This window comes from Streptomyces rimosus subsp. rimosus (assembly GCF_000720725.1).
In the GTDB taxonomy this organism is placed as follows: Bacteria; Actinomycetota; Actinomycetes; order Streptomycetales; family Streptomycetaceae; genus Streptomyces; species Streptomyces rimosus_A.
Genome location: NZ_JOCQ01000024.1, coordinates 36,413 through 48,361 on the forward strand (window position 1 = coordinate 36,413; position 11,949 = coordinate 48,361).

Annotated in this window: 14 protein-coding genes; 6 read left to right on the forward strand and 8 right to left on the reverse strand. The window is 72.4% G+C overall.

The window, feature by feature from the left end; all coding sequences use genetic code 11:
- The first annotated feature begins 34 nt into the window (after window positions 1–34).
- Window positions 35–322: a hypothetical protein gene (locus IH45_RS0114965; RefSeq protein ID WP_078897578.1), complete on the forward strand. Its 288-nt coding sequence runs from the start codon at window positions 35–37 to the stop codon at window positions 320–322.
- A 24-nt stretch (window positions 323–346) separates the two neighbouring features.
- Here IH45_RS0114965 and IH45_RS1000000148715 read toward each other — a convergent pair whose 3' ends face one another.
- The 4 genes from IH45_RS1000000148715 to IH45_RS0114985 form a co-directional block, all read right to left on the reverse strand.
- Window positions 347–631, reverse strand: coding sequence for a hypothetical protein (locus tag IH45_RS1000000148715; RefSeq protein ID WP_030667124.1), 285 nt, complete (start codon window positions 629–631; stop codon window positions 347–349).
- Window positions 628–903 (reverse strand): hypothetical protein, encoded by a 276-nt coding sequence (locus IH45_RS0114975; protein ID WP_078897579.1) that lies wholly within the window; start codon window positions 901–903, stop codon window positions 628–630. The genes IH45_RS1000000148715 and IH45_RS0114975 overlap by 4 nt, the downstream gene beginning before the upstream one ends.
- Before the next feature lie 31 nt (window positions 904–934).
- Window positions 935–1,657, reverse strand: coding sequence for a maleylpyruvate isomerase family mycothiol-dependent enzyme (locus IH45_RS0114980; protein WP_030667127.1), 723 nt, complete (start codon window positions 1,655–1,657; stop codon window positions 935–937).
- Between the two features lie 387 nt (window positions 1,658–2,044).
- Complete coding sequence (locus IH45_RS0114985) at window positions 2,045–3,019, reverse strand: class I SAM-dependent methyltransferase (protein WP_032917507.1); 975 nt, start codon at window positions 3,017–3,019, stop codon at window positions 2,045–2,047.
- 123 nt (window positions 3,020–3,142) lie between these two features.
- On the opposite strand from IH45_RS0114985, the gene IH45_RS0114990 reads away from it, so the two are divergent.
- Window positions 3,143–4,192, forward strand: coding sequence for a DUF1266 domain-containing protein (locus IH45_RS0114990; protein WP_030667131.1), 1,050 nt, complete (start codon window positions 3,143–3,145; stop codon window positions 4,190–4,192).
- 128 nt (window positions 4,193–4,320) lie between these two features.
- On the forward strand, window positions 4,321–5,301 hold the full coding sequence (locus IH45_RS0114995; protein ID WP_050514865.1) for a YihY/virulence factor BrkB family protein: 981 nt from the start codon (window positions 4,321–4,323) through the stop codon (window positions 5,299–5,301).
- Between the two features lie 40 nt (window positions 5,302–5,341).
- Here the strand turns inward: IH45_RS0114995 and IH45_RS0115000 are convergent, their stop codons facing one another.
- Window positions 5,342–5,653, reverse strand: a complete 312-nt coding sequence (locus tag IH45_RS0115000) for a 4a-hydroxytetrahydrobiopterin dehydratase (protein ID WP_030667134.1) — start codon at window positions 5,651–5,653, stop codon at window positions 5,342–5,344.
- 238 nt (window positions 5,654–5,891) lie between these two features.
- Between IH45_RS0115000 and IH45_RS0115005 the strand changes: the two genes are divergently transcribed.
- Window positions 5,892–7,724: a hydroxysqualene dehydroxylase gene (locus tag IH45_RS0115005; RefSeq protein ID WP_234440551.1), complete on the forward strand. Its 1,833-nt coding sequence runs from the start codon at window positions 5,892–5,894 to the stop codon at window positions 7,722–7,724.
- Between the two features lie 9 nt (window positions 7,725–7,733).
- Here IH45_RS0115005 and IH45_RS0115010 read toward each other — a convergent pair whose 3' ends face one another.
- Window positions 7,734–8,981, reverse strand: coding sequence for an RNA polymerase sigma factor (locus tag IH45_RS0115010; RefSeq protein WP_030667138.1), 1,248 nt, complete (start codon window positions 8,979–8,981; stop codon window positions 7,734–7,736).
- Between the two features lie 72 nt (window positions 8,982–9,053).
- A complete protein-coding gene (locus IH45_RS0115015; RefSeq protein ID WP_030667140.1) occupies window positions 9,054–9,413 on the reverse strand; it encodes a YciI family protein in 360 nt (119 codons plus the stop codon).
- 237 nt (window positions 9,414–9,650) lie between these two features.
- Between IH45_RS0115015 and IH45_RS0115020 the strand changes: the two genes are divergently transcribed.
- Window positions 9,651–10,472, forward strand: a complete 822-nt coding sequence (locus IH45_RS0115020) for a helix-turn-helix transcriptional regulator (protein ID WP_030667142.1) — start codon at window positions 9,651–9,653, stop codon at window positions 10,470–10,472.
- 31 nt (window positions 10,473–10,503) lie between these two features.
- Here the strand turns inward: IH45_RS0115020 and IH45_RS0115025 are convergent, their stop codons facing one another.
- Complete coding sequence (locus IH45_RS0115025) at window positions 10,504–10,896, reverse strand: nuclear transport factor 2 family protein (protein ID WP_030667144.1); 393 nt, start codon at window positions 10,894–10,896, stop codon at window positions 10,504–10,506.
- A 288-nt stretch (window positions 10,897–11,184) separates the two neighbouring features.
- Between IH45_RS0115025 and IH45_RS0115030 the strand changes: the two genes are divergently transcribed.
- Window positions 11,185–11,946, forward strand: coding sequence for a class I SAM-dependent methyltransferase (locus IH45_RS0115030; RefSeq protein ID WP_030667147.1), 762 nt, complete (start codon window positions 11,185–11,187; stop codon window positions 11,944–11,946).
- Window positions 11,947–11,949: the final 3 nt, after the last annotated feature.

The following is an 11,949-nucleotide window of genomic DNA, read 5'->3' on the forward strand; positions in this document are numbered from 1 at the left end:
TGGAGATTCGGCCGCGACCGCGTAATATCAGCCAGTGGCTATCGAACTGACAGACGATTTGATCAAGCTGGAAGAAGCTGCCCTCGCGGAACACGCGAAGGTCCAGGCCATACAGGCCGAGTACGGCCGTCCCGCGGACGGCGACGGCTGGACCGACGACCAGCACGCGGCCTGGCAGCAGCAGTGGGACGCCTGGCGGGCCGCGGCGGAAGCCGTGCAGGCCGCGGTCAGTGCGCATGCCGAGGCCGCCGGCGAGAGCAGATTCGAGGTCGAGAAGGCCCTGAAGGGGAAGGTGCGGCATCCGGAGCCCGAGGAGGGGTAGGGCGTCCGGCGGAGTGGTGCCGCGTCACAGGCCGCGCAGCGCGTCGTGGAGATCGTCGTAGGCCGACCAGCAGTCGATACTGCCGTCATCGTTCAGACCGCCCATGTACCAGTCCGGGGCATGGGCGAGCTGGACGAGACACAGATCGTGGAACTTGAGCACGATCGCGGGGTGCGGCAACACGGCGGCCTCTGGAGGGACGCACCACCTCACGGGCCGGCCGGCGTGGACCGGTATGGCTGCCCGGTCGCCGGACACGTCACGGATCTGCTGGAGTGTCCACCCTGCGGGCAGGGGTGCGTCGGTCATGCGGTGATGATCTCAGAGCGCAACGGGGCGGCCTCGCTCTCCTGGACCGGCGCCAGGGCCAACGGCGCGAGCGCCGCCGCCCTCAGACCTCTCGGTTTGAGGTCCTGTTCGACAACCAGGTGCGGCTTCGTGGTCAAGCCACCCCGCGAACGACCGAGTCCGTGGCCGTCCGGCTCGCAGGCGCCGCCGCCGGGCGGCTCCCTTCGTAGCTCCCTCTTCTCCGCGCCCCGCAGCGTGTTGGTGGGCGCGCACGACCTGGAGTCGATGTTCATGTCCCAGGTGATCAGCTCTTGGGTGAATCCCTCAATCTGCCGGGTCGGGCGGCCAGGGACCCAGTTCCGGCAAGTGGGGGTCGGTCGCGCTCAGGCGGGCGTCGACATCGCGCCCGGCCAGCCAGGCCGCAAGGTCACGCACTGCTCCGGAGACCTCAACCGCCCTGCCCTCGCCCAGAACTTGGGTGAACTCCTCGTCCGTGGCCCGCAGGACCAGCCGCATGCCGACCGGGGCACGCCCCGACAGGAAGTCCAGAGCGTGCAGGGCGAAGTCCACAGGCCAGTCGCGAGGGCGATAGCCGGCCCTGAGGTCAACGGCATGGATCTCGGCCTCTCGCCACCGCGCCAGCGCGGTATCCAGCACCGTGGCACGGCGGAACCGGACCGCGCGTCGCCAGTCCGCTGCCGTCAGCCGACTCCACGCGTCTTCCAGAGCCCGTTGGGCCAGTTCCAGTTCCTCGTACAGCTCCGCCAAGGACCATGCGGCGCCCCGGCCGATGGACTGGTCACGCTCTGCCTGGCCGCCGTCGTACATGTCGACAACCTCACCCTGCAGAGCTGCCAGCGTCTGCCGCTCGAAGGCACGGGCGTTGTCGGCGAGATGCTTGAGAACATGCCCCCGGCTCCACCCCGGCAGGGCAGAGGCTGCGTCTTTCTGACGGCCATCGAGATGATCCACCAGTTCAAGCACCCGGGCATGCGCCTGCGAGACCCGAAGCACCAGTTCGTCAGGAGCTATCCGAGAGTTGGCCACTGTCGCAGCCTAGCTGTTGGTCCACTTCCGATATACGCCCTAGCGGTGCGGGCGCGGACGTATCCCCTCGATCCCAGCCGCCGATCCATCAGAGACAAGGCACAGGTGTCAGCGACCACCCATGGGCAATGCATGCAGCAGAGGCGTGCGGGGGCGGGGTGGCGCTCATCGGGGTGGCGCTCATGCGGTACGGGGCCCTTCGGCAAGGCGGTCGTCCCGGTCGGGGGCGGGAGATCGTCCGGTCGTCGTGGTGTGAAGATCAACCGGAGGCGGGCGCCGGTCATTCCCCGGTCGGCACCCGTGCGGCAGGCATCCCGTACGCCCCCGTACGGGACCCGTCACCCGTACGGCAAGCACCCCGTACGCCCCCCGCCCCGCACACCCCCCTTACACCGCCCGCGCCGTGTGGAACGTCTGGGCGGAGAGCCAGAAGAGGTCCGGGCGCCGGGTGACGCCCAGTGGGTCGTGCGGGTCGAGGAGTCGGGTGAGGGTGGCGCGGTCGTCCTCGTCCAGGGATTCGCCGAAGACCTCGACGGCGCGGTCCAGTTGCCGGGTGATGTGCCGGCGCTGGGCCGCGTCCAGCGGGGCGGGTACGTCCAGCAGGAAGCTGCGGCTGCGCGGAGACTCCAGGCCCGCCCCGGTCAGCATGGCGGGCCAGTCCTCCACGAGGTCGCGGGAGCCGGGCAGCGCCGCGCGCATCCGGGAGAACCAGTCCTCGCGCACCGCCTCCAGGCGGGCCTCGAAGCCGGGGCGGCCGAAGCCGAAGTCGCGGGGCAGCATGCGCGACGACAGGCCGCCCTCGGCCACGACGAGCAGGCCGCCCGGGCGCAGCCGGCCGGCCAGGGCGGCCACCGCGGCGGCCTGGTCGCCGACATGGTGCAGGGCCTTGCTGGACCAGATGAGGTCGGCTTCGCCGACGCCGTCGATGCCGTCGGGCAGTTCACCGGCGTGGGTACGGAAGCGGTCGCCGAAGCCGAGGCTGGCGGCGCGGTTCCGGGCGCGTTCGAGGAGCGCCTCGGTCGGGTCCACCGCCACGACTTCGGCCTGCGGGAAGGCCCGGGCGAGCAGACAGCTGGTGACGCCGGGGCCGCTGCCGACGTCGAGCACGCGGCGCACCGCGTCGGGGCCCGGCCCGGACGGCTCGGTCAGCAGGTCCCGCAGCCAGGCGGTGGCCTGGTCGAGCATCGGTGTCTGGAATTCCGCCTCGCCTTCGAGGTGGGCGGCGAGCGCTTCCCAGTCCACGTCCGTGTGGTCGTGGTGGTGATGGTGGGTTTCGCCCGCTTGGTGACGGTGATCGGGGGCCGGCGTCGTGGTGCCGTGACGGTGGTCGGTCACGGACGTGCCGTGGCTGTGGTCGGTCATGGGACCGAGGGTCGGGCAGGGCGCGCCGGAGGGCAACCTTTGTTGCCGGTCCGGCAAGACACCCCGCGTCCGGCCCGGTCGGCCGGTCACCGTAAGGTCAGGTCCGTGGGAACTCCGGGATGGATACCGCCGACCGAAACGGAACGGCGGCTGTGTGAGGCAAGCGCGCGTGGCGACTGGGAAGGCCAGATCGCGGCGGTGGCCGGCGAAGACCTGTATCTGGTGGTGCCCCAGCAGGGCCAGGACCCGCTGCCGGTCTACGAGGACCCGGCCGTGGGCGGCACCTGCATCCCGGTGACGACCCGCGGCATGCTGCCGCCCTGGCACCCCCAGCAGCTCTTCGACCGGGTGACGGTCGAAGAGCTGGCGCAGGACTGGCCGAACGACAAGTGGAAGCTGGCGGTCAACCCGGGTACGCCGTGTGCCGCGTATCTTCCGGCCACCGCCGCGCACCGCGCCGCCTGGACGCGGGTCCGGGCCCAGTACGGCGTACGGCCCGGCGGGCTGCTCAGCACCCACTTCGGCGGGCCGTTGCACGGTCCGCTCGCCCAGGGGCTCGCCTGCGGTGCGCCGGTCGCGGTGCACCACAGTGTGCCGTGGAACGAGCTGGGCACCGCCTTCCTCGATTACGCGACCGACGCCGAGCTGCTGCGCGAGCAGTGGTCGGTGGTCGATCCGCCGTCCTGGCGGCAGCGCCTCGACCAGCTGCTCGACGCGCAGTTCGTGCCCGCCGCGACGGAGGCCGCGCTGCGGGCCCGGGGCGTCGGCGAGGAAGACGGCGGGAAGAAGGCGGCGGACGCGGGCTCCGGTGAGGTGCCGGAGCTGGTGGAGAAGTACGAGGAACGGTTCCGTGCGGACGGGCTGCTGCCCGCCGACGGGCGGGTGAAGTCGCTCGTCGCCCTGGATTACGCGCACGCCGTCGCCCTCGTCCGCTGGGGCCTGGGCGCCCGCCTCTGCGCACCGCCGGAGGCCGAGCAGGCGGTGCTGCGCGCCGGGGAGCTGGCGCGGGCGGCGTACGGCTCATGGCAGGAGTTCTCGGCGGGGTACGCGCTGGGCCGGGCGCTGGCGTTCGACAACGGCTGGTTCGGTGCGGCGTATCAGGAGGCCGTGCACATTCACCGTGTCCTCGGCCAGGACCCGGCTTCGCCGTGGGTGGGGCTGCCGTTCGCCTGAGGCGGCGGACGGCAGGCCGCGGAGGCGGGCGGCGGTTCTCCCCGTACACGCTTGTACGCTGCGCGAACGGGCAGACGGACCAGGCCGGGCGAAGAGCCCGGCCCGGCAGCGGGGAGAGGACGGAAACGATGAGCGGGAGCGGTAACGACCGCGGGCTGCGGCGGGCGCTGCTCACCACCGGAGCCGGCCGCCCGCGAGCGCGGAGTGCGGCGCTGCCGAGCTGGCCCCGGATCCGGACCGCGGCCCGCCGTACCCCGGTCTCGATCTGGAACGACGATGTGTCCGACTGGGCGGCCAGCCTGACGTACTACTCGGTGCTGGCCCTGCTGCCCTCCGTGATCGTCACCATCTCGCTCATCGGCATCGCCGCTCCCGCGGCCACCGAGGAGCTGATCAACCACGTCAGTTCCCTGGCCCCGGCCGGGTCCGGCACGACCGTCCGCCACGCCCTGGTGACCATGGCCCACCAGCGGACCGCCGCGTGGATGCTGGTGGGTGGCGGGACGGTCAGCGCCCTGTGGTCGTCGTGCAGCTATCTGGCGGTGTTCCGGCGGGCCCTGCATGCCATGTACCGGGTACGGGACGACCGGCCGTCGTGGCACAAGGCGCCGCGCATCCTGGCGACCGCGCTGCTGCTGATGGCGCTGCTGATCAGCAGCGCGGTGGCCCTGGTGGTCAGCGGCCCGGTAGCGCGCGCGGCGGCTCGGGGACTGGGGCTGGGCGAAGGCGGCGGGGCGATGTGGGATCTGTTGCAGTGGCCGCTGCTGTTGCTGCTGGCGATCGTGCTGGTGATGGTGCTCTTCCGTACGGGCCCCTCCCGCACGCGCGGGCGGCGGGCGGTGCCCGGCGGGGTGGTCGCGGTGCTGCTGTGGCTGGTCGCCTCGGCGGGGTTCACGTTCTACGCGTCGTACGTGGGCACGTTCAACCGCCTCTACGGATCACTCGCCGGGCCCGTGGTCTTCCTGATATGGCTGTGGTTCTCCCATCTGTCCCTTCTGAGCGGCGCCCAGTTCAACGCCGAGCTGGCCCGTCTGGAGAGCTCGGACGACAACGGTGAGGATGGCGGCGACGGCGGCCCGCAGGGCAGGGCCGGCGGCACGGACGGCTGAGCGCCCGCCCGCGGCCGCGCCGACGGCCGCGCCCGCCCGCTCAGCTCGCCCCGTGGCCGGTGGCGATCTCCTCGACCCGCCGCGCCAGCGTGAAGTCGAGCTCCGTGATCGCGCTGCCCGCGCTGTGGGTGTTCACGGCGAGGGTGAGGGTGTTGTAGCCGAGGGTCAGTTCGGAGTGGTGGCCGAGCTCCTCCTGGATCTGGGCGACGTGCACCACCATCGCGGCGGCCGGCAGGTGCCGCTCGAAGGTGTACGTACGGGTCAGCCTGCCGTCCGCCACCGACCAGCCGGGCAGCTCCGCGAGGCGGTCCTCGATCTCCTTGTCCGTCAGCAGGTCCACCGATGCGTCCATCTCGCTCCGCCTCTCCGTTCACCGCGTATGACCCGACGCGCCGCCCGCGTCACGGGGCCGTCCGCGCCGTGTTGATGGCATTGATTGCAGCAGTTCCAGCGTGGCACGCCGAGGACGCTTTCGCGCCAATGTGCGTACGGCCACGCCGCGGGCTTCCGGGATACGGGAGCCGCTTCTATGCTCCTGCGTCTGACGAGGCAGCCGTTACCCGGCGTAGTGGGGAGCGACCGTGGGCAGTGTGAACCGTGTGGAGCACGGGTGCACAGACGGTACGGGGAGTCCGCGGCGCGCCTTCCTGGGGCGGGCCGCCGCGGTGGGCGGGGCGCTCGCCCTCGGGGCCGGGAGTACGACCGGGGGTACGGCCGTCGCCGCGCCCGCGCCGGGCGGCGCCCGGCGCCGTACGGCGGGCCGGACCGTGGCCGTTCTCGGCGGCGGCGTGGCCGGGCTGACCGCCGCTCACGAACTGGCCGAACGCGGCTTCCAGGTCACGGTCTACGAGCGCAAGCCGGGCGGGCTGGGCGGCAAGGCCCGCAGCATGGACGTGCCGGGCAGCGCGCGCGGCGGGCGCAAGCCGCTGCCCGGCGAGCACGGCTTCCGGTTCATCCCGGGCATCTACCACAACCTGCCGGACACCCTGCGCCGCATCCCGTTCCCCGGCAACGCCAACGGCTGCCACGACAACCTCGTCGCCTCCACCGAGGTGATGTTCGCCCGCACCGGCGGCCGGGAGGACATCCGCCTCCCGTTCTCCATCGTCGGCACTCCCCCGCCCGTCCTGACGCCCGACGCGTTCCTGCGCATGCTGACCGGGCTGCTGGAGACCGCCACCCGTCTGCCCGTCCACGAGATCGCGTACTTCGCCAACCGGCTGCTGGTATTCCTGACCAGCTGCGACCGGCGCCGTCTTGAGGTCTGGGAGCACACGCCGTGGTGGCGGTTCGTACGGGCCGCGTCGATGTCGCCGGACTACCAGCGGCTGCTGGCCGTCGGCCTGACCCGCAACATCGTGGCGACCAAGGCGGAGATCGCCTCCACCCGGACCGTCGCGACCTGCGCCGAGGCGTTCGTCTTCAACGTGCTGGGCCGGGGCGCGGACGGGCAGCCCGACCGGGTGCTGAACCTGCCCACCAACGAGGCGTGGATCGACCCGTGGGTGGCGCATCTGCGGTCGCTGGGCGTGCAGTTCCGGGTCGGGTGGACCGTACGGGACCTGCGGCTGTCCGGCGGGCGGATCGCGGAGGCGGTCGTCACCGACCCGCGGGGCGCGCGGCAGTCGGTCGTCGCCGACCACTTCGTCCAGGCGATGCCGGTCGAGCACGCCCGTACGACCTGGAACGCCGCCGTCCGGGCCGCCGATCCCCAGCTGGCGCGCTGCGACAAGCTGGCGACCGACTGGATGACCGGCATCCAGTTCTACCTGACCGAGCCGACGCCCATCATCCACGGGCACATCAACCACATCGACTCGCCGTGGTCGCTGACCGCGGTCGGTCAGGCGCAGTACTGGAAGAGCCGCGACTTCCCGGCCGACTACGGGGACGGGACGGTCGCCGACTGCCTGTCCGTGGACATCTCGGAGTGGGACAAGCCGGGAATCCTGTACGGGAAGACGGCCAAGCAGTGCACCCGCGAGGAGATCGCGCAGGAGGTGTGGGCGCAGATGAAGGGAGGCCTCAACGACACCGGTGAGCATGTGCTGCTGGACGCGACGCTGCACTCGTGGTTCCTGGACCCGGCCGTCGGCGGGCTCGGCACCCCGCACCCCACCAACGACGAGCAGCTGCTCATCCACCCCACCGGCACCTGGTTCAACCGGCCCGCGTCCCGTACGGCGATCCCCAACCTCTTCCTCGCCGGTGACTACGTGGCCGTCGACATCGACCTGGCGACGATGGAGGGCGCCAACGCGTCCGCGCGGCAGGCCGTGAACGCGCTGCTGGACGCATCCGGTTCCGGCGCCGGGCGGTGCACGGTCACGCCCTTGTACCGCGCCCCGGAGTTCGCGGCGCTGAAGAGGCACGACGAGACGCGGTACCGGCTCGGGCTGCGCAACGCCTTCGACCTGGGGTGAGGGCGGGTTCTACCCGGGGCCGGTGCGGGCCGCCTTGCCCAGGAGCAGTTCCCGCTCCCGTACGTTGTGCGCCAGGGACGCCGCCCGCTCGAACTCCTCGCGCGCCTCGGCGGCCCGCCCCAGACGGTCCAGCAGGTCGCCGCGGACGCTCGGCAGCAAGTGGTAGCTCTTCAGGGCGGGTTCGCCGGTCAGCGCGTCCACCAGTTTCAGGGCGGCGGCGGGGCCTTCGGACATCGAGACGGCGACCGCCCGGTTCAGCTCCACCACCGGGGACGGGCACAGCGCCAGCAGCTGGTCGTAGAGGGTGGCGATGGCGGCCCAGTCGGTGTCCTCGTAGCGGGGCGCCACGGCGTGGCACGCGGCGATCGCCGCCTGGAGGGAGTACGGGCCGCGGCCCGCGCGGTGCAGGGCGTCCACGCCCCGGCGGATGAGCATGCGGTTCCACCTGGCGCGGTTCTGGTCGGCGAGCAGCACCGGCTCGCCGTCCGGCCCCGTACGGGCGGGGATGCGCGACGCCTGGAACTCCAGCAGCGCGGCGAGGCCGTGCACTTCGGGCTCGCCGGGCATCAGGTTCGCCAGGACGCGGGCCAGGCGCAGCGCGTCCTCGCACAGGGCCGGGCGCACCAGGTCGTCGCCGGCGGTGGCGGAGTAACCCTCGTTGAAGATCAGGTAGATGACCTCCAGGACGGAGGAGAGGCGGTCCGCCCGGTCGTTGCCGTACGGAACCTCGAAGGGGACCCGGGCCTTGGCGAGCGCCCGCTTGGCGCGGACGATGCGCTGCGCCACGGTCGCCTCCGGCACCAGGAAAGCACGGGCGATCTCCGAGGTGGTCAGCCCGCCGAGCAGCCGCAGGGTGAGCGCGATGCGGGCGGGTGCGGCCAGCACGGGGTGGCAGGCCGTGAAGATCAGCCGCAACAGGTCGTCGTCGATGTCCTCGGCGTCCGCCGGCTCGGGCGGCGGCGCGTCCTCCAACGCCCGCCCGACCTCGGCCAGTTTGCGGGCGTAGGTCTCCTTGCGGCGTACGAGGTCGATGGCGCGGTGCCTGGCGGTGGCCATGAGCCAGGCGCCCGGGTTGTCCGGCACGCCCGACTCCGGCCACCGTTCCAGCGCGGCGACCAGGGCGTCCTGCGCGATCTCCTCGGCGATGCCCACGTCCCGTACGACGCGGGTGACACCGGCGATGATCCGCGCGGACTCGATCCTGAACACCGTCTCGACCGCGTCGGCCGTGCTTGCTGTCGTACGTCCTGCCGTCACGGCCACCCATCAGAGCAGCCGGACGCGGGAGCGGCAAGCGCGGCCGGCCCGGCGGTCCCCGGCGCGGCCGGGTCAGCAGCCCTCGATGATCTCCCGGACCTCGGCGGTGACGGTCCAGTACTCCTCGTGGGTCCGCAGGAACCGCTTGGCCCACTCCAGCGCCTCGGCCTTGTCCTTGGCCTGGATGATGGAGTAACCGCCGACGACCTCCTTGGTCTCGGTGAACGGCCCGTCGGTCGAGCTGAGCTTCCCGCCGGACCAGGTGACCCGGGTGCCCTCGGAGGTGGCGGTGAGACCGGCGTTGTCCAGCATGACCCCGGCCTTGGTGATCTCCTCCAGCAGCGCGCCCATCCGTTCCTGGAGTTCGGGGCTGGGGCCGCCCTCGGGGGCGTTCTGCTCGTCGATGCGGATCAGCGTCAGGAAGCGCGGCATGGTGTCTCCTCGGTCGTGCGGCGGGACTTCGCCCCGCCGGGCGGGGGTTTTCCCCGCCTCTCACCCGTGCGTCGATCGGGGGGCCGCCGGATCGACAGGTCCGCCGGATTTTTTTCGGAGAAACTTTTCGGCGGCCCGGCTCGGTCCTCCGGGCTCGGCGCGAAGGACCCGTACGGCATCCGTACGGCATCCGTACGGCATCCGTACAGGCGTACGGGATCGGCTACCGTTCGGCCCATGACGACTGCTGTGGTCTCCCCGAGGACGGCGTCCGGAACGGCGGGTGTGGGCGCGCTGCTGCGCGAGTGGCGGCTGCGGCGCCGCGTCAGCCAGCTGGACCTGGCGCTGCGCGCCGACTCCTCCGCCCGGCACATCAGCTTCATCGAGACCGGCCGCTCCCGGCCCAGCCAGGAGATGGTGCTGCGGCTGGCCGAGCACCTCGACGTGCCGGTACGGGACCGCAACGTCCTGCTGATCGCCGCCGGTTACGCGCCGGGCTTCCCGGAGACGCCGATGGACGATCCCTCGATGGAGGCGCTGCGCACCGGCATGGAGCGGCTGCTGACCGGCTACGAGCCGTTCCCGGCGCTGGTCGTGGACGGTACGTACCACGTCGTCGCCGCGAACCGCGGCATCCGGGCGCTGCTCGCGGGCGTCGGCACGGAACTGCTGGAACCGCCGCTGAACGCCATGCGCATCACCTTGCACCCGGCCGGTCTCGCGCCCCGTATCCGCAATCTCCTGGAGTGGCGGGAGCACCTGCTCACGCAGATGCAGCGGCAGTTGGCGGTGGTCCGCTCGGCGCCGCTGCGCGCGCTGTTCGAGGAGGTGAGCGGCTATCCGCTGCCCGCGGGCGGGCGGGAGACGGCCGGGGACGGCGGCCACGCGCCGTACGCGCTGCCGATGGTGATCGAGCACGACGGCCGGGTGCTGTCGTTCATCTCCACCATCGCCACCTTCAACACCCCGATGGACGTGACCGTCTCCGAACTCGCCCTGGAGACCTTCCTCCCGGCGGATCAGGAGACGGCCGACCACCTGCGGACGTGGCTGCCGTAGCGGCCGCGTCCGCCGGGAGCCCCGTGCCGCTTCAGGCGGCGGGTACGCGGTCCAGGAAGCCGGCGACGGTACGGATGCGGCCGTCCGCGCCGAGGGTCGCGACGTCGAAGCCGGCGACCGGGGCCGAGCCGTCCGGCGCCACCAGCTCCCAGCCGAACCGGACCAGGTCGTGGTGCCCGTCCGGCTCGCCCAGCGCCCGGAACACGAAGCCGGGGAACTGCGCGTGGGTCCCCGCGATGACGGCGGCGAGCTGCTCGTGCCCCGCGACGTCGGAGAACGGGTCGGTGTACGTGGCGTCCTCGGTGAAGGCCGCGGCGACGGCCCCGGCCGCACCGTCGCCGTCCGCGTTCCAGGCGGCGAGGTAGCGGGCAACCGCGTCCGTGTAGCGCTCCGTACCGGTCTGCCGCGTGTCCGTCTGTGCCATGGCCAACTCCTCATATCTCATGTCTCGTCATGTGGTGCGGGTCCGCTGTGCGCCGCGGCCCCGCGTCGTGGCCGGTCGGCGGGCCGGAGTGCGCCGGCCCGCCGGCCGATGCCTCAAAGATGCCGGGGCGCGGGGAGACGGTCGATTACGTGAGGGGTAATGGGGCTGCCGAACGGCCGCCGGGACGACCACCGGAATATCCGCTGGCGGCTGCGATCACCCGCGCCGTACGCTGCGCCGGTCACGCGGCGAACCGGCCGCTGACAACGAGAAGCGAGGACACGGTTGTTGAAGCAGCAGCACACGGAACCGGCGGACTTCTACACCGGCATCGTCGCGGAGTCCTACGCCCCGCTGAAGTCCTTCTCCCCGGACCCGGCGGTCTACGCGGCCTTCGTCCGCGAGGCGGGCGGCCCGGCGCTGGAGCTGGGCTGCGGAGACGGTGACCCGCTGCTCGCCCTGCGCCGCGACGGTCTGGACGTCGAAGGCGTCGACTCCTCCGCGGACATGCTGGAGCGCTGCCGCCGCCGGGCCGACGCGGCGGGCGTCTCCGTCACCGTCCACCACCAGCGGATGGAAGCGCTCGGCCTGCCGCGCCGGTTCCAGGCGGTCTTCCTGGCCGGGCCGACCTTCAACCTGCTGCCGGACGACGCGACCGCGGCCGCCGCGCTCCACGGCATCCGCCGCCACCTCCTCGACGGCGGCTCCGCGCTGATCCCGCTGCACGTCCCCTCCCCCACGCCCGCCGACCGCATCGGCCAGGTCCGCACGGCCGTCGCCGACGACGGCGCGGAGCTGCGCTTCTCCCTCGTCTCCGAGGAGCGCGACGAAACCGCGCGGACCCAGACCGCCTTGCTGCGCTACGAGCGTCACGGCGCCGGTGGGCCCACGGCCGTGGAGCGTCCGTGGCTGCTGCACTGGTACCCCCGCTCCGTGTTCGAGGAGCTTGCCGCGGCGGCCGGGCTGACCACGGTGTCGGTCACGGACCCGGACGGCAACGCGGTCGCGGACGACGCCGCGTACATGGTCTTCCGGCTTCGGGCCGCGTGAGCG